Source organism: Labrys okinawensis (assembly GCF_002982075.1).
GTDB classification, from domain to species: Bacteria; Pseudomonadota; Alphaproteobacteria; order Rhizobiales; family Labraceae; genus Labrys; species Labrys okinawensis_A.
Genome location: NZ_PUEJ01000003.1, coordinates 530,692 through 551,126 on the forward strand (window position 1 = coordinate 530,692; position 20,435 = coordinate 551,126).

A 20,435-nucleotide genomic window follows, 5' to 3' on the forward strand; every position below is an offset into this window, starting at 1 on the left:
GCTTCCTGCTTCGTTGTTCCCAATCCTTCATGGCTCAGAAGCTTGGCGGTGTGCAAGCCGATATCAGCTCACAGGGCGTGTCGCCGACATTGCGAAAACGATGAGGCTCCCGGCTGTCGAAATAATAGGCGTCGCCGGGGCCGAGCACGGCCATGTCTTCACCCACGGTAACTTCGAGCTGGCCGCGAATGATGATGCCGCATTCCTCGCCCTGGTGATGCAGCAGCACTTTGCCGGAATCGGCGCCGGGCTGGTAGCGTTCGGAGATCATCTGCAGGGCGCGCCCGCGCAGGTCCGAGCCGACCTGGCGATAGGAGACGCGCCCGCGGCCGATCTCCATCAGCTCGCCGGAGCGATAGAACACCTTGCGGCCGGGATTGGCGTCGAGGGCGAAGAATTCCGCCAGGCCGATCGGCAAGGCGTCGAGCACTCGCTTGAGCGCGCCGACGGAGGGGTTCACCGCATTCGATTCCATCAGCGAGATGGTGGCGTTGGAGATGCCGGCGCGCTTGGCGAGCTGGCGCTGCGACAATCCGCGCGCCTCGCGCACGCGCCGCAGCAGCGAACCCAAATCGACGTTCTGCATGATGGCGTCCTTCATCCAGCCCTGTTTAGAATGTTAAATATCATGAACGCCGCGGGCAATTCCACTTTGCATTCAATGTGCCGGAATTCACGAACCTAACGCTTGTTGTTGATCGTTCGTTCCGGAACAGAAACTGCGGTAGAAACGGCGCTCGAAATAGGAATGATGCTGCTGCAACAAAGAGTTGGCATAATTTCCAAATTCAAGGCAAAGCTATTGCCAGCATAATGAGCCGGGCCTCCCGCCAGCCTTCGGGACCCCGGCAGCTTCCGGAGAGATCTCGATGAACGCCCCGATCCGCGTGACCAACAACCTCGAAGCGTTCTGGATGCCGTTTACGGCTAACAGACAGTTCAAGTCCAACCCGCGCATGTTCGTCGCGGCCAAGGACATGCACTACACCACGGCCGATGGCCGTCAGGTGCTGGACGGTACGGCGGGTCTGTGGTGCTGCAATGCCGGCCATGGCCGGCCCAAGATCACCGAGGCGGTCCAGAAGCAGGTGGCTGAACTCGATTACGCGCCGGCCTTCCAGATGGGCCACCCCGCCGCCTTCGAACTCGCCTCCCGCCTGGTCCAGCTCACGCCCCAGGGCATCGATCACGTCTTCTTCGCCAATTCCGGTTCGGAAGCCGTCGACAGCGCGCTCAAGATCGCGCTCGCCTATCACCGCGCCCGCGGCGAAGGGCAGCGCTTCCGCCTGATCGGCCGCGAGCGCGGCTATCACGGCGTGGGCTTCGGCGGCATTTCGGTGGGCGGCATCGTTTCCAACCGCAAGATGTTCGGCACGCTGCTCACCGGCGTCGACCACATCCGCCACACCCATGACCTCACGCGCAATGCCTTCTCCCGCGGCCTGCCCGAGCATGGCGCCGAATATGCCGAGGATCTGGAACGGGTGATCGCCCTGCATGATCCTTCCACCATCGCGGCCGTGATCATCGAGCCGATCGCCGGCTCCACCGGCGTGCTGCTGCCGCCCAAGGGCTATCTCGAGCGCATCCGCGCCATCTGCGACAAGCACGGCATCCTCCTGATCTTCGACGAGGTCATCACCGGTTTTGGCCGTCTCGGCGCGCCCTTCGCCGCCGACTATTTCGGCGTGACCCCCGACATGATGACGGTGGCCAAGGGCATCACCTCCGGCGTGATTCCGATGGGTGCGGTCTTCGCCAAGAAGGAGATCTACGATGCCTTCATGACCGGGCCGGAGCACCTGATCGAGCTCTTCCACGGCTACACCTATTCGGCCAATCCGGTAGCCTGCGCCGCCGCGCTCGGCACGCTCGACACCTATGCCGAGGAAGGCCTGCTGACCCGCGCTGCCGATCTCGCCTCCTACTGGGAGGACGCGGTGCATTCGCTCAAGGGCCTGCCGCACGTCATCGACATCCGCAATCTCGGCCTGATCGGCGCCATCGAACTCGAGCCGATCGCCGGCCAGCCCACCAAACGCGCCTTCTCCGCCTTCCTGAAGGCCTATGAGAAGGGCCTGCTGATCCGCACCACCGGCGACATCATCGCCCTGTCGCCGCCGCTGATCATTTCCAAGGCGCAGATCGACGAACTGATCACGACGCTCGGCGACGTCTTGAAGGCGCTGGATTGATGATCTTGACCCTCCCCTGGAGGGGGAGGGTCGACGCGTAGCGTCGGGGTGGGGTGGCCTTCCCTGCTCCGACGCGATGCGTCAATTCTCGATCGCAAGATCACCCCACCCCGGACTTCGTCCGACCCTCCCCCTCCAGGGGAGGGTAAGATGTTTCGCTTCCCAAGGCGCGCAGCAAGACAGACTCCTTCAGAGGAAACCCATGGCCCGTATCGACAACCTGATCGGCGGCAAGCAGACCGCCACCACCAGCGGACGCTTCGCGCCCGTGTTCAATCCCGCCACCGGCGAGCAGAGCGGCGAACTCGGCCTGTCCTCGACCGCGGATGTCGTTGCCGCCGTGCAGGCCGCCAAGAAGGCCTTCCCTGCCTGGTCGACCACGGCGCCGCTCAAGCGCGCCCGCTACATGTTCAAGTTCAAGGAACTGCTTGAAGCCAATGCCGACAGGATCGCCCAGGCGATCTCGGCCGAGCACGGCAAGACCCATTCCGATGCGCTCGGCGAGGTGCAGCGCGGCATCGAGGTCGTCGAATTCGCCTGCGGCATCCCGCATCTCCTGGCCGGCGAGTTCAGCCGCAATGTCGGCCCGGCCATCGACACCCACAATGACCGCCAGCCGCTCGGTGTCGTTGCCGGCATCACGCCCTTCAACTTCCCCGCCATGGTACCGCTATGGATGTATCCGGTGGCGATCGCGGCCGGCAACACCTTCGTTCTCAAGCCGTCCGAACGCGATCCCTCCGCCGCGCTGGTGGTGGCGCAGCTTCTCCTTGACACCGGCCTGCCGGAAGGCGTGCTCAACGTCGTCAATGGCGACAAGGAAGCCGTCGACGCGCTGCTGCATCATCCCGACGTCAAGGCCATCAGCTTCGTCGGCTCGACCCCGATCGCCCAGTACATCTATGCGACGGCCGCTGCCAACGGCAAGCGCTGCCAGGCTCTCGGCGGCGCCAAGAACCACATGGTGGTGATGCCGGATGCCGACATGGACCAGGCCGCCGACGCGCTGGTCTCCGCCGCCTACGGCTCGGCCGGCGAGCGCTGCATGGCCATCTCGGTGGCCGTGCCGATCGGCGACAAGACCGCCGATATCCTGGTCGAGCACCTGCTGCCGCGCATCAACAAGCTCAAGGTCGGCCCCGCCGCCGATCCGCAGGCCGAGATGGGACCGCTGGTCACCAAGCAGCACCAGGAGAAGGTGCTCGGCTATATCGATGCCGGCGTGAAGGAAGGCGCCAAGCTGGTGGTCGACGGCCGCGGCCTCAAGCTGCAGGGCTATGAGAACGGCTATTTCGTCGGCGCCACTTTGTTCGATCACGTCACCGAAGAGATGTCGATCTACAAAGAGGAGATCTTCGGGCCGGTGCTCTCGATGGTGCGCGCACGCGACTACGCCCATGCCACCAAGATGATCAACGACCATGAATATGGCAACGGCACCGCCATTTTCACGCGTGACGGCGATGCGGCGCGCGCCTTTGCCGACGGCATCGAGGTCGGCATGGTCGGCGTCAACGTGCCGCTGCCGGTGCCGGTGGCCTACCACTCCTTCGGCGGCTGGAAGCGCTCGCTGTTCGGCGACCACTCGATTTACGGCATGGAGGGCGTACGTTTCTACACTCGCCTGAAGACCGTGACCGCCCGCTGGCCGACCGGTATCCGCTCGGGCGTGAACCTCAACTTCCCCTCGACGAACTGAGGGGAGTCATATTCCCGGGTGCGCGGGGGCATCCTGCCCGCATCTTCCTAAACCCCGAACGCACTGTTTGCGGAGGTGAAGAGCGGGCAGGATGCCCGCGCACCCGGAGAAGCTACCCCCGGTTGAACTGTGCGGGGCGCTTTTCCACGAAGGCGGCCATGCCTTCCTTCTGGTCTTCGGTCGAGAACAGGGCCTGGAAGACGCGGCGCTCGAAGGTGAGGCCGCTGGCGAGCGGCAGCTCATAGGCCTGGTTGATCGCCTCCTTCATCACCATGCTCGCCGTCAGCGACATGCTCGCGATGGTCTGCGCCGTCTTCACCGCGTCCTCGACAAGATCGGCGGCCGGAACGACGCGCGAGGCGAGGCCGCAGCGCTCGGCCTCGGCGGCGTCCATCATGCGGCCGGTCAGGCACAGTTCCATCGCCTTGGACTTGCCGATCGAGCGAACCAGCCTCTGGCTGCCGCCCATGCCGGGGATGACGCCGAGCTTGATCTCGGGCTGGCCGAATTTGGCGGTATCGGCGGCCAGGATGAAGTCACACATTAGGGCGAGCTCGCAGCCGCCACCCAAAGCATAGCCGGCTACGGCAGCGATCTTCGGCTTGCGGGAAGCCGCGAAATGGTTCCATTCCGAGAACCAGTCGCTGCTGTGCATGTCGACGAAGCTCTGGGCCTGCATCTCCTTGATGTCAGCGCCGGCGGCAAAGGCCTTGGCGGAGCCGGTGATCACCAGGCAGCCGATGGAGGGATCGGCATCCGCCGCCTGGGTGGCTGCCAGGAGTTCGCCGGCCAGCTTGCGGTTGAGCGCGTTGAGGGCCTCGGGCCGGTTGAGCGTGATCAGCAACACGCGACCGCGCTGTTCGGTGATGATGGTCTCATAGGTCATGTCTGGTCCTCAATGCTTGCCGCGCAGCAGCCGGATGATGGCGGAGAAATCCTCGATGCCATGGCCGAGGCCGTCGAACAGGGAATAGAGCTGGGCCGCTTCGGCGCCAAGCGGTGTGTTGGCGCCCACTGCATTGGCTGCCGCCTGGGCGAGCTTGAGATCCTTGAGCATCAGCGCGGCGGCAAATCCCGGCTTGTAGTCGTTGTTGGCGGGTGAAGTCGGCACCGGCCCCGGCACCGGGCAATAGCTGGTGAGGGACCAGCATTGGCCGGAGGAGGTCGAGGCCACGTCGTAGAGCGCCTGCTGCGACAGGCCGAGCTTTTCGCCGAGCGCGAAGGCCTCGCAAACGCCGACCATCGAAATGCCGAGGATCATGTTGTTGCAGATCTTGGCGGCCTGACCGGCGCCGGCGGTGCCGCAATGCACCACGCGCTTGCCCATCACATTGAGCAGGGGCTCGGCTCGGGCAAAGGCCTCGCCGGTGCCGCCGACCATGAAGGTCAGCGTGCCGGCCTTGGCGCCGCCCACGCCGCCGGAGACGGGAGCGTCAACGGCGGCGAGCTTTCGCGCGGCGGCGATGTCATGGGCCTTGCGGGCGCTGTCGACATCGATGGTGGAGCTGTCGATCAGCAGCGTGCCATCCGGTACGAGGCTGGCCAGCTCAGACCACACCTTCAGCACATGAGCGCCGGCCGGCAGCATGGTGACCACGGCGTCGGCCTCCTTGACCGCCTCGGCGGCGGAGGAGGCAATGGTCACGCCATCGGCGCGTGCACTGTCGAGCGAGGCCTGGGACAGATCGAAGCCGCGCACCTCGTGCCCGGCCTTGACCAGATTGGCGGCCATCGGCCCACCCATATTGCCGAGACCAATGAAACCTATCTTGCTGCTGGCCATTGGGGACTCCTTTGCGAGAATGCGATCGGGATGGGTGCGGTGCGCATCAGCATGCGCTCAGGGAAACACCCGATCTGTGACCGGCTGGATCCAGGCCTCGATGTCGCGGTCATCCACTTCGGCGAGGCTCGGCGGTGACCAGCGCGGGTTGCGATCCTTGTCGATGATCGCCGCCCGCACGCCCTCGTAGAAGTCATGGCCCTGCGCCACGGCAACCGCGGCGGCGAATTCGCGCTCCAGGCATTCTTCCAGCCCGCTCGCCTCGCGGGCGAGACGGACCAGGCGGAAGGTGAGCTTGAGGCTGGTCGGTGATTTCGAAGCAATGATGTCGCGCGCCTTCATCGCGAAGGACGAGCCATCCGCGTCAAGGGCCTGCAGGATGGTTTCGACGGAGGAGCCGGCAAAGCATTGGTCGATCAGGGCGCGATGCTCGGCAAGGCGAGCGGGTTCGGGGCGTATGGCGTGCTTGCCGAGCAAGGCGCGGATGGCCTCATTGCCGGTTCCCGGCGTCAGCTGCGCCAACGCCTCGATCAGGGCGGGGATGTTGCCCAGCGGGATCTGGAGGTCGGCCAGGCCGGCATAGATCGCATCTGCCGCGCCGATGGTCTCGCCGGTGAGGGCGAGGTAGGTGCCGATCTCGCCCGGCGCATGGGCGAGCAGCCAGGTGCCGCCGACATCCGGCACGAAGCCGATGCCGACTTCCGGCATGGCGATGCGGCTGCGCTCGGTGACGATGCGGTGGGCGCCATGCGCCGACAGGCCGATGCCGCCGCCCATTGTGATGCCGTCCATCACGGCCAGATAGGGCTTGGAAAAGCGGGCGATGCGGGCATTGACGCGATATTCGTCGCGCCAGAATTTCGCTCCCGTGCCGTTGGGCGTTCGCTCGCCCTCATAGAGGGCGCGGATGTCGCCGCCGGCGCACAGGCCGCGCTCGCCTTCCCCCGTCAGCAGCACGGCGGCGATGGCTGCATCCTTCTCGAAGGCGTCCAGGGCCGGCGCGATCAGATGCACCATGGCGCGGGTGAGGCTGTTCATCGCCTTGGGGCGATTGAGCCGGATGCGGCCGAGCGAGCCCTTACGTTCGACGATGATTTCAGGAAGCGTTTCCACTGCTGTCATCAGCGGCTCCCCAGCAGGGCACGGGCAATGATCACACGCATGATTTCGTTGGTTCCCTCCAGAATTTGATGCACCCTGAGATCCCTGACGATCTTCTCGACGCCGTATTCGCTCAAGTAGCCATAGCCACCGTGAAGCTGCAGTGCCTGATTGGCAACCTCGAAACCGGCATCGGTGACGAAGCGTTTGGCCATGGCGCAAAAGCGCGTCGCCTCGGGGCTCTTGGCATCGAGGGCGCTCGCGGCCCGCCAGAGGAAGGTGCGCGCCACCTCCAGATCCGTCGCCATGTCGGCAAGGCGAAACTGCAGGGCCTGGAAATCCGAGATCTTACGTCCGAAGGCTTTTCGCTCACCCATATAGGCGATTGCCTTGTCGAGGGCGGCCTGGGCGCCGCCGAGCGAGCAGGCGGCGATGTTGAGGCGGCCGCCATCGAGCGCCGCCATGGCGATGCGAAAGCCCTGGCCTTCTTCGGCGATGCGGTTGGCCGCCGGGACCCGGACATTCTCGAACATCACCGCGCGGGTCGGCTGGGCATGCCAGCCCATCTTCTTCTCGCTCGCACCGAAGGAAAGGCCGGGCGTATCCTTGTGCACGATGAAGGTGGAGATGCCCTTGGGGCCTTCCCCTCCGGTGCGGGCCATCACGATGTAGAGATCGCTGGCACCGGCACCGGAAATGAACTGTTTCTGGCCATTGAGGATGTAGTGATCGCCGTCGCGCACGGCCCGGGTGGCGAGGGATCCGGCATCGGAGCCGACGCCGGGCTCGGTGAGGCAGTAGCTGGCGATCGTCTCCATTTTCGTCATGGCCGGCAACCATTGGCTGCGCTGTTCGGGTGAGCCATAGGCGTCGACGATCCAGGCGCACATATTGTGGATCGACAGGAAGGAGGCGATGGCCGGACACCCCGACGACAAGGCTTCAAAGATCAGGGCCGCGTCGAGCCGGGTGAGGCCGGAGCCACCCACGTCCTCACGCACATAGATCGCGGCCATGCCGAGGTCTGCCGCCGCCTTGAGCGTGTCGACGGGGAAATGCCTGTTCTGGTCCCATTCGAGGGCATGCGGGGCGATCGCCTCCGCCGCAAAGCCGGCGGCCATTTCCCGGATGGCTGTTTGTTCGTCGCTGAGTTCGAAGTCCATGGTGGTCGCCTATCTTTACCCTCCCCTCGATGTCCGCACGTCCTGCGGATGTGCGAGGGGTCGACGCGCAGCGTCGGGGTGGGGTGATGGTCTTGACCGGTGTGGTTCCCACCCCACCCCGGCCTTTCAGCCGACCCCTCGCACGTCCGCAGGACGTGCGGACATCGAGGGGAGGGTAGAGATTGCCTCACCGCATCGTCGGGATCGAGAAGTCGGCGCCGCTCTTGATGCCGCTCGGCCAGCGCGAGGTCACCGTCTTGGTCTTGGTATAGAAGCGGATCGAATCCGGCCCATGCTGGTTGAGGTCGCCGAAGCCCGAGCGCTTCCAGCCGCCGAAGGTGTGATAGGCGATCGGCACCGGGATCGGCACGTTGATGCCGACCATGCCGACATTGACCCTGGCGGCAAAGTCGCGGGCGGCATCGCCGTCGCGCGTGAAAATGGCGACGCCATTGCCGTAGGAATGCTTTGTCGGCAAAGCAAGTGCTTCCTCGTAGGTGTCTGCCCGCACGACGGAGAGCACCGGCCCGAAGATCTCCTCCTTGTAAATCGTCATATCGGGCTTGACCTCGTCGAACAGGCAGCCGCCCATGAAGAAGCCATTCTCATAGCCTTGCAGGCGGAAATTGCGGCCGTCGACGGCCAGCTTGGCGCCTTCGTTGACACCGATCTCGACATAGCGCTTGACGCGCTCCACCGCCTCGCGGGTGACCAGCGGCCCGTAATCGGCGGAGCCATCGTTGGAGGGGCCGATCTTCAGCGATTCCACCCGCGGGATCAGCCTTTCCATCAGCGCATCGCCCGTGGCCTTGGTGACGGGAACGGCGACGGAGATCGCCATGCAACGCTCGCCCGCCGAACCGTAGCCGGCGCCGATCAGGGCATCGACGACCTGGTCCATGTCGGCATCGGGCATGACGATGGCGTGGTTCTTGGCGCCGCCGAAACACTGAGCCCGCTTGCCGGTCTGGGCGGCGCGGACATAGATGTATTCGGCGATCGGGGTGGAGCCGACGAAGCCCACGGCGCGGATGTCCTCGTCGTCGAGAATCGCGTCGACCGCTTCCTTGTCGCCATTGACGACATTGAAAACGCCTGCCGGCAGGCCGGCCTCGACGAAGAGCTCGGCGATGCGGATGGGCACGGAAGGATCGCGTTCGGATGGCTTGAGGATGAAGGCGTTGCCGCAGGCGAGCGCCGGTGCGCATTTCCACAGGGGGATCATCGCCGGGAAATTGAAGGGCGTGATGCCGGCGACGACACCGAGCGGCTGGCGCAGGGAATAGACGTCGATGCCGGTGCCGGCGCTCTCGGTATATTCGCCCTTGAGCAGATGCGGCACGCCGACGGCGAATTCCACCACTTCGAGGCCGCGCTGGATGTCGCCCTTGGCATCCGGCACCGTCTTGCCGTGCTCGCTCGCCAGGAGCTCGGCCAGACTGTCATGCTCGTCACGCATCAATTCGAGGAAGCGCATCAGCACGCGGGCGCGGCGCTGCGGGTTCCACCCCGCCCAGACCAGCTGCGCCTCGCGGGCGTTCTCGACAGCCGCCCGAATTTCCGCCGCGCTGGCGAGTGCCACCTTGGCCTGCACATCGCCGGTGGTGGGATTGAACACGTCGGCAAAACGGCCGCTGGTGCCCTCGACACGCTTGCCGGCGATGAAATGTCCGATCTGTCGCATGGCTGTATCCTTTGTCGTGGTTTGAATATTTCCCGGGTGCGCGGACGTCTCGTCCGCTCTTGGAAACGTCGCGCTTACAGAAGGGAAGAGCGGACGGGACGTCCGCGCACCCGAAACGCCGTCGCCGCAACCCTATGCCCGCTTCCTCTCCGATGCCATCTCCGGGAAGTCGGTCTCTGCGAACTCGATACCCCGGAACGCACTTTGCGTATCGCCTTCCACTTCCAGCCGGCGCAGCTGCACCCGCCGGATCTTGCCGGAGATGGTCTTGGGCAGCTCGGTGACGAACTCGATGCGGCGGATGCGTTTGAAAGGGGCGAGACGCTCATTGGTATAGCGAAAGATCGACAGGGCCGTCTCCCGTGACGGTTTGGCTGCGCCGACCAGCAGCACATAGGCCTTGGGGATCGACAGGCGGATGGCATCGGCCACCGGCACAATGGCGGCCTCGGCCACCGACTCGTGTTCGATCAATACGCTTTCGAGCTCGAAGGGGCTGATGCGGTAATCGGAGGATTTGAAGACGTCGTCGGCGCGGCCGACGAAGGTGAGGTATCCTTCTTCGTCGACAAAGGCGACGTCACCGGTGCGGTACACCTCCTCTTCCAAGCCCCGCAGCTTGCCGTCGGTCCCCTGATAGCCTTGCATCAGACCGGCCGGTCTATTGCCGCCGAGCGGCAGGCAGACCTCGCCTTCCGTGGCAGGCTTGCCATCGGCATCGAGCACGCGGATGTCGTAGCCGGGGAGGGGACGGCCCATGGCGCCGACCTTGATCGGCTGTCCCGGCGAATTGGCGATCTGGGCCGTGGTTTCGGTCTGGCCATAGCCGTCGCGGATGGTCAGCCCCCAGGCGTCCCGCACCCGCTCGATCACTTCCGGATTGAGCGGCTCGCCGGCGCCACACACTTCGCGCAGCGAAACCTTGTAGGCGGCGAGATCCTCCTGGATCAGCAGCCGCCAGACGGTCGGTGGCGAGCAGAGCGTGGTGACCTCGCAGCGTTCGAGTTCGCGCAGCAGCACCTTGGCGCTGAACTGCGGCTGGTTGATCACCAGCACCGTGGCGCCGGCGTTCCAGGGCGCGAAGAACGAGCTCCAGGCGTGTTTGGCCCAGCCGGGCGACGACACGTTGAGGTGGATGTCGCCGGGCTGCAGGCCGAGCCAGTACATGGTCGAGAGCGCGCCGATCGGATAGCTGCGCTGGGAATGGCGCACCAGCTTGGGCTTGGCGGTGGTGCCGGAGGTGAAATAGAGCAGCAGCGGATCGTGCGAATGGGTCGGGCTATCCGGCGTGAAGATGGCAGGCTGGTCGAAAGCCTCGGCATAGGCGATCCAGCCGGCCTCACCCCCTGGGCCGACGACGATGCGTTTCACCTCCGGGGGCGCCACGCTCTCGCATTTGGCGAGCTGGTCGCGTTCGGCGACGATGGCGCGGGCCTTGCCGCGGTCGAAACGATCGGCGAGCTCGTCCGGGGTGAGCAGCGTCGTGGCCGGAATGAGGATCAGGCCGAGCTTGATCGCCGCCAGCGTCGTCTCCCAGATCGCGGGCACGTTGCCGAGCAGCACCAGGACGTGATCGCCGCGTTTCAGGCCCTGGGCGCGCATGAAGTTCGCCACCTGGTTGGAGCGCCGGCTGAGCTCGGCGAAGCTGAGACGGGTCTCGGTTCCGGTGGCTGTGTCGACGATCCAAAGGGCCGTGCGGTCCCGGCTGTCGGGAGCGGTGGCGAGCTCGGCGTCGAACCAGTCCAGCGCCCAGTTGAAGCCGGCCCCGTCGGGCCAGCGGAAGCCGGCGCGGGCCGTCTCGTAGTCGGTGCGATGCTTGAGCAGAAAGTCACGAGCCTGCCGAAAATCGGGCATGAAGGTTTCCTCGCTTGCCGAGCACAATGAAAGTGCCGTTATTTTCGTTGATCGTTCAGCCGTCCTTCCTCGTTCAGACCAGCCGCTCCACCGCCATGGCCGTCGCCTCGCCGCCGCCGATGCACAGGCTGGCGACGCCGCGCTTCAGCCCATGGCTTTCGAGGGCGGCCAGCAGCGTCACCAGCACGCGCGCACCGGAAGCGCCGATCGGATGGCCGAGGGCGCAGGCACCGCCATGCACGTTGACCTTGTCCGAAGGCAGGTCGAGATCCCGCATGGCCGCCATGGTCACCACGGCGAAAGCCTCGTTGATTTCGAAAAGGTCGACTTCCTCGGCCGTCCATCCCGTGCGCTCGAACAATTTGCGTATGGCGCCGATCGGGGCGGTGGCGAAGCGGTTCGGCTCCTGGGCGTGGCTGGCATGGCCGACGATGGCAGCAAGCGGCGTCAGGCCGCGCTTTTCCGCCTGCGAGCGGCGCATCAGCACCAGGGCGGCGGCGCCATCGGAGATGGAGCTGGAATTGGCCGCCGTCACCGTGCCGCCTTCGCGGAAGGCCGGCTTCAGCGTCGGGATCTTGTCGGGACGGGCCTTGCCCGGCTGCTCGTCGACGCCGACGACCTGCTCGGTCTTGCCCGTGCCGACGGTCACGGGCACGATCTCGCTGTCGAAACGTCCGTCGCGAATGGCGGCCTGGGCCCGGCTCAACGATTGCAGTGCAAATTCATCCTGCGCCTCGCGGGTGAACTGATAGGCTTCGGCACAATCCTCGGCGAAGGTGCCCATCAGGCGGCCCTTCTCATAGGCATCCTCGAGCCCGTCCAGGAACATATGGTCCTTCACGCTGCCATGCCCCATGCGGTAGCCACTGCGTGCGCGGTCGAGCAGATAGGGCGCGTTGGTCATGCTCTCCATGCCGCCGGCCACCACCACGCCGGCGGTGCCGGCGGCGATCAGGTCATGGCCTAGCATGGCGGCCTGCATGCCCGAACCGCACATCTTGTTGACGGTGGTGGCGGGCGTCGAAATCGGCAGGCCCGCACCGAGGGCGGCCTGGCGGGCCGGTGCTTGGCCCTGGCCGGCGGCGAGCACGCAGCCGAACACGATTTCCTCGACCGTTTCGGCAGGCAGCCCGGCCCGGGACACCGCAGCCGAGATGGCGGCCGCGCCGAGGCGAGCCGCTGGCAGGCTGGAAAAGGCTCCCTGAAAACCGCCGAGCGGCGTACGCGCGGAACCGACGATCACGACCGGGTCATTCATCTCCAGGTCCCTTTCTGTAAAAGAAGATTTTACGCCGATTTCGGCGTTGTGTGTGGCCGATCAGCGCGGTGCCATGCGCAAGGCGCCGTCGAGCCGGATGATCTCGCCGTTGAGCATGCGGTTTTCGATGATATGGCAAACCAGGGCGGCAAACTCCTCGGGATGGCCGAGGCGGGGAGGGAAGGGAACGGTCGCACCCAGCGACGTCCTGACTTCCTCCGGCATGGCCTGCATCATCGGGGTCTCGAACACGCCGGGCGCCACCGCGACGACACGGATGCCGAAGCGGGCGAGTTCGCGCGCTGCAGGCAAAGTGAGGCTGGCGACGCCGCCCTTGGAGGCGGCATAGGCGGCCTGGCCAATCTGGCCGTCATAGGCTGCGATCGAGGCGGTATTGACGATGACGCCACGCTCGCCGTCCTCGCCCGGCGCGTTGGCCGCGATCGCCCGGGCGGCGAGACGCGTCATGTTGAAGGTGCCGACGAGATTGATCTGGATGGTACGGGCGAAGCGCTCGAGATCATGGGGACCATCACGCCCGACGATACGTTCACTGGGGGCGACGCCGGCGCAGTTGACGAGAGCGTCGAGCCTGCCGAAGGCTTCGAGGGCGGCGCCGACAGCGGCCTGTCCATCCTCGGGGCCGGCCACGTCGGTGCGCTGGAAACGCGCAGCGCTGCCGAGTGCCGCAGCGGCTTTCTCGCCGGCTTCGGCATTGAGATCGCAGAGCAGGACCCGCCCGCCGCGGCTCACCAACTCGGCTGCCGCCGCATGGCCGAGCCCGGACGCTCCACCAGTCACAAGGAAGACGCGATCTTGGATCTGCACGGCGCGGAACTCTCCCCATTCGGCACGTTGATTGCCGTTGTCGTTGGCAACGATACTACGCACGTCGGTGGTGGCTTTCGATGACCCTTCATGTTTAAAAGCGTGATCGGTTTTGCCATATCGGAGGTCATGAGCGTGGAGGAGGGATTAGCTCGCCGGCACAATTCGTGGCTCAAGGGGCCGTCATCCCCGGCCGAGCACGGCGAGGGGAGGGAGATGCGGGGGCCGACGAACTCGAACTGTGGCCCCTGCATCTCCTTCTCGCCACCTGCGATGGCGCCGAGGATGATATTTCCCCGGCATTTTCGGCTGCGTTCGGGGCGAACTGCATGATCGGTGTCGGCTTCATCCAGGATACTCTGGATCCTCTGCGGCGAGGGGGCTTCGACCTCGGCCCGGCGCTGGATGCCGGGGGCTTCAGCGAGAGCGATCTCGATCTGCCGGGGTTTCGCCTTTCAGCCGAGCAATATGGCCGCCTATGGCTGCGCATCGCCCAGATCATGAGCTGCGAATATTTCGGCTTCGGCGCCCGGCCGATGGCGCCGGGCAGTTTCGCCATGCTCTGTCATGCGGTGATCTCCAGCCAGACGCTGGAACACGCGGTCCGGCGCAGCCTGCGCTTTCTCAATCTGGTGCTGGGGGAGCCCAAGGGTGAGCTGGTGATCGAGGACACCTCGGCCAGCGTGATCCTGCGAGAGAGTTCACCGCCCCGGCCGGCCTTTGCCTACCGCACCTATTTCCTGCTGCTGCATGGTATCGTCTGCTGGCTGGTCAAACGCCGGCTCGAGATCCGCGAACTGCATTTTCGAGGCCCCCTTCCGAAAGGCCGGGAAGACCATCGCGATTTCTTCGGCACCGCCATCCGCTTCGACCGGCCGCAGACCGTGCTGGTCTTCGACCGCGAACTGCTGTCGTTGAAGGTGCGCCAGACCGAGAAAACATTGCAGGGCTTCATCACCGGGGCGCCGGCCAACATATTGGGGCGCTATCGCTATGATCGCGGCGCCGCCGCTGCCACGCGGCGCCTGCTGCGAGAGCTCCCGCCTTCCGAGTGGCCTTCCTTTGCCGAGATGGCCGTGAAGCTGAACCTGTCCGAGCCGACATTGCGGCGTCATTTGGCCGGCGACGGCGAGAGTTTCTCCGAAATCAAGGAGGAGATCCGCCGCAAGCTGGCCCTGGACTGGCTGCTCCGGACGGACAAGCCGGTCGGTCAGGTCGCCGCCGATCTCGGCTATACCGAGCCCAGCGCCTTCCACCGCGCCTTCCACAAATGGGCCGGCATGAGCCCGGGCGCATTCCGCCGTTCTCGCGCGAAATGACCGCCGGGCCGCCGGTTCCGTCATAACTCCTTGGGGTTATTGTTCGATCGTCAGCATCGGCACAAGCTCCCCTGTGACAAAGAGAGAACGGCCGCCGGCAGGCCGGTGGACCGTCACCAGGGGAGAGCGGCAATGCAAGATGTGAAGTTGGATAGGGCCTTGGGCCTGTGGTCGGTGGTGTTATTCGGCCTGGCCTATATGACGCCGATGATCGTCTTCGGCACGTTCGGGCCGCTGGCGACGGCGAGCCAGGGCACCACGGCGATGTCCTATCTGCTGGCCTCCGGCGCCATCCTGCTCACTGCCCTCAGCTATGGCGTGATGTCTCGGGTCTATCCCGTGGCCGGCTCCGCCTACACCTATGCGCGCCGATCGTTGAGTTCCGGCGTCGGCTTCCTGGTCGGCTGGGCCGTACTGCTCGATTATTTCTTCCTGCCCATGGTGATCTGGCTGATCGGCGCGGCCTATCTGTCCTCCGCCTTTCCCGCCGTGCCTACCTGGGTCTGGATCGTCGCCTTCATCCTCACCACGACCGTGATCAACATCCTCGGCATCGCCTTCGCGAGCCGGGTGAATTTCGTGCTGATGCTGGTGCAGCTCGCCGTCGTCGTCGCCTTCGTGCTGCTGGCGGCCCGCTATGTCGCCGCCGCGGACGGGGCCGGCGGCCTGGCGGCAGCGGCGCCTTTCTTCCAGGCCAATGTGCCCTTTTCCGCCTCGGTCGCGGGGGCTGCCATCGCCGCCTATTCCTTCCTCGGTTTCGATGCCGTTTCCACGCTGACGGAGGAGACCAGGGAGGCCGGGCGCACGATTCCCAAGGCCATCCTGATCGTCGCCATGGCAGGCGGCGCCATCTTCGTGGCAGCGGGCTATGTGATCCAGCTCGCCCATCCCGGCTTCGAGTTCGCCTCCGTCGATGCTGCCGGCAATGAGATCGCCCAGAAGATCGGCGGCGATTTCTTCGTCGTGATCTTCCTCGCGACGCTGGTGCTGGCGCAATTCAGCTCGGGCCTGGCCGCGCAGGCCAGTGTCGGTCGGCTGCTCTATGCCATGGGCGCGACAACGTGCTGCCCGGCAGCCTGTTCGCCCGCCTGCATCCGAAATGGCAGACGCCGCTTGTCAACCTGCTTATCGTCGGCCTGGTTGGGCTGGCCGCCATCTGGATGGATGTCACCACCTCCACCTCCTTCATCAATTTCGGAGCCTTCCTGGCCTTCACGGCGGTCAATCTCTCGGTGATCGCCCTCTATCTGCGCGGCCACGAAGGCGTCAGGCCGCTGGGTGCGCTGATGGGGGTGGTCCTGCCGGCCGTCGCGGCGGCCTGCGACCTCTATCTCCTCTTCAATCTCGATGCCCACGCCAAATGGCTCGGCCTGATCTGGCTGGCGCTGGGAGCGGCCTATCTGGCTTATCTGACCCGCCTATTCAGCCAGGCGCAGCCCGAGATGGATTTCGTGGAGGAGGCGGCCTGAGCAGGCGCTGGTCAGGCTGCGGTGGATTGCCCGGCCAGGAACAGGCGGAACAGCTGCCCCTGGCTTGATATCTTCAGCTTTGCGTAGATGTGGCGGCGATGCACCTTGATCGTTTCTGGGGACAGCGAGAGCACGGCGCCGATCGAGAGGCTCGAATGCCCCTTCAGGATCAGTGCCACGATTTCCCGCTCGCGAGGCGTCAGCAGGGGATGGGCGATGGCGGCCGATGGGAGCGCCTCGCCGGAGGGAGAGGGCGGCCGGGCCGTTCGCCAGTGCCTCTCCGCCAGCCGGCAGACGAGCTGGGCGACATCGCCGAACTGCTCGATCTGGCGGCGGCGGCATGGCGGGCTGGCGCCGAGACGGCTGATCGAGAGCACGCCGACGTGCCCGTCGCCGAGATCGAGCACGAAGCCGATCTCATCGCGGATCGTGGTCGCAGCGTAATGCACCCTGTAATATTCGGACAGCCTGAAATGGTCGGGTGCCAAATCCTGCATGACGATCAGGGACGCGGCGCCGTTCCCCCGGACGGCATCATAGAAAGGGTCGAGCACATAGGCGCCCGCCAGATATTGCTCGACGATGATGCCGCGATCCACGAGGTCGGACGGGTTGTGGAGATCATGCGCGCGCCCATCCGGCGTGTAGCGAAAGCCGTTCATCATCTCGAAAGGGGCGATCAGGCGCAGGACCCCCTGCAGTGCCGCGGGAAAGCCCGGCGAGCCTATGGCATCGACGGCCTGGGCGAGGAGGTGGTTCCAGCCCTGGAATGGTGGTGGCATGGCGCTCGCTCCGACCTTCTCGGACAGGCAGATGGTTCGGTTGCCAACCCTATGCGCCCGCACCGGGCCGGCAACAAGCCGGAATGGAGACGACGATGAATATAGCCGGCATGCGATCATCCCCAACGCATCCGCTCGACCTGCCCGCCTGCGCGATTGCCGACGGCATTCTCCGCCAGCGGTTCCGGGCCGTAGACGTGGTGGCGGAAGCCCTGCGCCGGGCCGAGGCATGCCAGCCCGAATTGAATGCCTTCACAGTGCTGCGGCGCGATCGCGCGCTGGCCGCGGCCAAGCGGGCGGATGAAGCCGCCAGGGCCGGACAATGTCTGGGAGCCCTGCACGGCGTGCCTTTCGCCGCCAAGGACATGACGCCGACAGCCGGCGACCTCACCACATTGGATTCCTGGACGAGCGGAGATCCGGTTCCCGCCGAAAGCGCTCTGTGCATCCGGCGGCTGGAGGGGGCCGGAGGCATTTTGATCGGCAAGACCACCACGCCGGAATTCGCATTTTCCAGCTTCACGCAGAGCCCGCGCTGGGGGGTGACACGCAACCCCTGGGACCCCGAACGTACGAGCGGCGGGTCCTCCGGCGGATCGGCCGTGGCCGTGGCCATGGGCGTGGTACCCATGGCGGAGGGCACCGATATGGGAGGCTCCGTGCGTATCCCCGCCGCCTTCTGCGGCGTGGTGGGCTTCAAGCCGAGCCTTGGGCGCATCCCGATGACGATTCTGCCCAGTGTTTTCGACAATATCTCCCATTTCGGGCCGCTCGCCCGCAGCGTCGAAGACGCCATTGCCTTCATGGCGGCGACGGTCGGGTCGAGCGACGAGGATATCCTGTCCCTGCCGCTCCCCTTCGACTTCATGAGGGCGCGCAAGGCGGGCCTCATCGGCCGGCGTTTCGCTTTCTCGCTCGACCTCGGCTTCTATGCCGTCGAACCGGCGGTGGAGAGAGCCATTCGCGGCGCGGTGGAAGATCTTCGCGGGGCGGGCGCCGTGGTCGACGAGATCCCGATCGGCTGGAGCCGGGCTGTCGTCGATCAATGGTTCGACATCTGGTGCGTGTTCATGTCGGCCTATTTCGGAGACCGGCTCGCCGCAGGGCGTGAGCGCATGGACCCATCGGTGGTGGCGATGATGGAAAAGGGCCTCATCATGGATGCCACCTATTACAAGCGCATCGAATTGCTGCGCACCCGGATGTGGCGCGACATGGCCAAGCTGTTCGAGAGCTATGACGCCCTGCTGTGCCCGACTTGCGCCATCACGGCGCCCCCGGCAGGGCTGACCGACGACGACTTTGCCGAGAGCCTGCCGGACGGTCGCCTGAAGGGACTGGACATGACATGCCCCTTCAACCTCCTGCCGCAATGCCCGGCTCTCTCTCTCCCGATCCATCCGGCCGGGGCTCTGCCGGTCGGGCTGCAGATCGTCGGGCGGCGCTATGCGGACGAGGATGTTCTCGCCATCGCACTGGGCGCGGAAAAGATCGTGGCGAGGCCGCGCTAGAGCAAAGTGCGATTTCTCCCTTTGCTCTCTAATTCCTTGTTTTGACGCGTTTTCTTAATCGAAAAGTCTATCAACTTTTCTGGAAAACGCTCTAGACCGTGAAAGCGGCGGCTCGGTGGAGCCGCCGCTTGGTAGGTCATAGCCGCATTGTTTTCCGCCGATAATCGGGTCTTTTCGGCGCGACGGTTTAGCTGCCGAGCGCGGCGCTCATGGTCGTTTCGTCGGCCGCCACCTCGAACTGTTTGAAGTTCTCGGTGAACATGCCCACCAGCCTGCGGGCCTGGTTCTCATAGGCGGCCTTGTCGGCCCAGGATTTGAAGGGATCGAGCACATGGCTCGGCACGCCTTCCACGGACGTCGGCACCTGGAAGCCGAAATGCCGGTCGGTGCGGAACTTGGCCCTGTCGAGGCTGCCGTCGAGGGCGGCATTGAGGAGGGTGCGGGTCCATTTGATCGGCATGCGGCGCCCGGTGCCGTAGGCACCGCCCGTCCAGCCGGTGTTGACGAGCCAGCAGGAGACCTGGTGCTTGTCGATCAATTCCTTCAGGAGCCGGGCATATTCGACCGGATGGCGCGGCATGAAGGGGGCGCCGAAGCAGGTCGAAAAGGTCGGCTGCGGCTCGGTCACGCCGCGTTCCGTGCCGGCGAGTTTGGCCGTGAAGCCCGAGAGGAAGTGGTAGATGGCCTGCTCAGGCGTGAGACGGGCGATGGGCGGCATCACGCCGAAGGCGTCCGCCGTCAGCATCACCACCGTTCCGGGATGGCCTGCCGCGCTGGTCGGCGAGGCATTCTCGATGAAATGCAGCGGATAGGCGGCGCGGGTGTTCTCGGTCTTGCGGCCGTCGGTGAAATCGAGCTTGCGCGTGATCGGATTGATCGAGACATTTTCGAGGACCGCCCCGAAGCGCTGGGAGGCGGCAAAGATCTGCGGCTCGGCCTGCTTGTCGAGATTGATGGTCTTGGCGTAGCAGCCGCCCTCGAAATTGAAGATGCCGTTCGGGCCCCAGCCATGCTCGTCGTCACCGATGAGCGAACGGTCGGGCGAGGCCGAAAGCGTGGTCTTGCCGGTGCCCGAGAGCCCGAAGAACAGGGCCGAAACGCTGCTGGGGCCGACATTGGCCGAGCAATGCATCGGCATCACGCCGCGTGCGGGCAGGATGTAGTTGAGATAGGAAAACACCGACTTCTTCATTTCGCCGGCATAGGACGTGCCGCCGATCAGGACGACGCCGCGGGTGAAATCACAGGCGATCACCGTCTCCGAGCGCAGGCCGTATTTGGCCGGGTCGGCCTTGAAGCTGGGCATGTCGATGATGGTGAGGTCGGGATAGAAGCCGGCCAGTTCATCGGCGGAGGGACGGATCAGGAGGTTGCGGATGAACAGGCTGTGCCAGGCGAGCTCGGTATAGACCTTGACCTTGATGCCGTTATCCTCGTCGGCGCCGGCATGCAGGTCCTGCACGAAGAGCTGCTTTTCCGTCGCGTGCCAGAGCATGTCGGCCAGCAGGGTATCGAAGGCGCCGCGTGAGATCGCGTTGTTGTTGGCCCACCAGATGCTGTCCTCGGTCTCGCGCTCGCGGACGATGTACTTGTCCTTCGGGGAACGGCCGGTGTGGCTGCCGGTGTCGACGACCAGGGCGCCGCCGGGGCTGAGCAGGCCTTCGCCGCGGCGAATCGCGACCTCGATCAGAGAGGGTTCATCGAGATTGGCGTGGAGCGCGCCGAGATTGTTGAACTGGATCGGCTCGATCTCGTCCTTGGCTCCGCCTTCCACAACATGAAGTTTCAT

Annotated in this window: 17 protein-coding genes; 6 read left to right on the forward strand and 11 right to left on the reverse strand. The window is 65.2% G+C overall.

Features of this window, described 5'->3' with window-relative positions:
• Positions 1-34: 34 nt before the first annotated feature.
• Positions 35-586, reverse strand: a complete 552-nt coding sequence (locus tag C5L14_RS09500; RefSeq protein ID WP_181161097.1) for a cupin domain-containing protein — start codon at positions 584-586, stop codon at positions 35-37.
• Between the two features lie 283 nt (positions 587-869).
• On the opposite strand from C5L14_RS09500, the gene C5L14_RS09505 reads away from it, so the two are divergent.
• Positions 870-2,195, forward strand: a complete 1,326-nt coding sequence (locus C5L14_RS09505; RefSeq protein ID WP_105861777.1) for an aspartate aminotransferase family protein — start codon at positions 870-872, stop codon at positions 2,193-2,195.
• Positions 2,196-2,397: 202 nt separating this feature from the next.
• On the forward strand, positions 2,398-3,894 hold the full coding sequence (locus C5L14_RS09510) for a CoA-acylating methylmalonate-semialdehyde dehydrogenase (protein ID WP_105861778.1): 1,497 nt from the start codon (positions 2,398-2,400) through the stop codon (positions 3,892-3,894).
• Between the two features lie 112 nt (positions 3,895-4,006).
• Here C5L14_RS09510 and C5L14_RS09515 read toward each other — a convergent pair whose 3' ends face one another.
• The 8 genes from C5L14_RS09515 to C5L14_RS09550 form a co-directional block, all read right to left on the reverse strand.
• Complete coding sequence (locus C5L14_RS09515; protein WP_105861779.1) at positions 4,007-4,780, reverse strand: enoyl-CoA hydratase; 774 nt, start codon at positions 4,778-4,780, stop codon at positions 4,007-4,009.
• Between the two features lie 9 nt (positions 4,781-4,789).
• Positions 4,790-5,677: a 3-hydroxyisobutyrate dehydrogenase gene (mmsB, locus tag C5L14_RS09520; protein ID WP_105861780.1), complete on the reverse strand. Its 888-nt coding sequence runs from the start codon at positions 5,675-5,677 to the stop codon at positions 4,790-4,792.
• 57 nt (positions 5,678-5,734) lie between these two features.
• Positions 5,735-6,799, reverse strand: coding sequence for an enoyl-CoA hydratase/isomerase family protein (locus C5L14_RS09525; RefSeq protein ID WP_105861781.1), 1,065 nt, complete (start codon positions 6,797-6,799; stop codon positions 5,735-5,737).
• Positions 6,799-7,941 (reverse strand): isobutyryl-CoA dehydrogenase, encoded by a 1,143-nt coding sequence (locus tag C5L14_RS09530; RefSeq protein WP_105861782.1) that lies wholly within the window; start codon positions 7,939-7,941, stop codon positions 6,799-6,801. The genes C5L14_RS09525 and C5L14_RS09530 overlap by 1 nt, the downstream gene beginning before the upstream one ends.
• A gap of 187 nt (positions 7,942-8,128) precedes the next feature.
• A complete protein-coding gene (locus C5L14_RS09535; protein WP_105861783.1) occupies positions 8,129-9,625 on the reverse strand; it encodes a CoA-acylating methylmalonate-semialdehyde dehydrogenase in 1,497 nt (498 codons plus the stop codon).
• A gap of 132 nt (positions 9,626-9,757) precedes the next feature.
• Positions 9,758-11,479: an AMP-binding protein gene (locus tag C5L14_RS09540; protein ID WP_105861784.1), complete on the reverse strand. Its 1,722-nt coding sequence runs from the start codon at positions 11,477-11,479 to the stop codon at positions 9,758-9,760.
• Between the two features lie 73 nt (positions 11,480-11,552).
• Complete coding sequence (locus C5L14_RS09545; RefSeq protein WP_105861785.1) at positions 11,553-12,737, reverse strand: acetyl-CoA C-acyltransferase; 1,185 nt, start codon at positions 12,735-12,737, stop codon at positions 11,553-11,555.
• Positions 12,738-12,797: 60 nt separating this feature from the next.
• Positions 12,798-13,565: an SDR family NAD(P)-dependent oxidoreductase gene (locus C5L14_RS09550; protein WP_105861983.1), complete on the reverse strand. Its 768-nt coding sequence runs from the start codon at positions 13,563-13,565 to the stop codon at positions 12,798-12,800.
• A 329-nt stretch (positions 13,566-13,894) separates the two neighbouring features.
• Between C5L14_RS09550 and C5L14_RS09555 the strand changes: the two genes are divergently transcribed.
• The 3 genes from C5L14_RS09555 to C5L14_RS30625 all read left to right on the forward strand — a co-directional run bounded on the left by C5L14_RS09555 (position 13,895) and on the right by C5L14_RS30625 (position 16,353).
• Positions 13,895-14,884: an AraC family transcriptional regulator gene (locus C5L14_RS09555; protein WP_105861786.1), complete on the forward strand. Its 990-nt coding sequence runs from the start codon at positions 13,895-13,897 to the stop codon at positions 14,882-14,884.
• Between the two features lie 147 nt (positions 14,885-15,031).
• Positions 15,032-16,120 (forward strand): APC family permease, encoded by a 1,089-nt coding sequence (locus C5L14_RS09560; protein ID WP_245443321.1) that lies wholly within the window; start codon positions 15,032-15,034, stop codon positions 16,118-16,120.
• Entirely contained in the window at positions 16,045-16,353 is a 309-nt protein-coding gene (locus C5L14_RS30625; RefSeq protein WP_245443322.1) for a hypothetical protein, read from the forward strand. The genes C5L14_RS09560 and C5L14_RS30625 overlap by 76 nt, the downstream gene beginning before the upstream one ends.
• 11 nt (positions 16,354-16,364) lie before the next feature.
• On the opposite strand, the gene C5L14_RS09565 is transcribed toward C5L14_RS30625, so the two are convergent.
• A complete protein-coding gene (locus C5L14_RS09565; RefSeq protein WP_181161098.1) occupies positions 16,365-17,135 on the reverse strand; it encodes a helix-turn-helix transcriptional regulator in 771 nt (256 codons plus the stop codon).
• 95 nt (positions 17,136-17,230) lie between these two features.
• On the opposite strand from C5L14_RS09565, the gene C5L14_RS09570 reads away from it, so the two are divergent.
• On the forward strand, positions 17,231-18,646 hold the full coding sequence (locus tag C5L14_RS09570; protein WP_105861787.1) for an amidase: 1,416 nt from the start codon (positions 17,231-17,233) through the stop codon (positions 18,644-18,646).
• A gap of 187 nt (positions 18,647-18,833) precedes the next feature.
• Here C5L14_RS09570 and C5L14_RS09575 read toward each other — a convergent pair whose 3' ends face one another.
• Entirely contained in the window at positions 18,834-20,435 is a 1,602-nt protein-coding gene (locus tag C5L14_RS09575; protein WP_428832613.1) for a phosphoenolpyruvate carboxykinase, read from the reverse strand.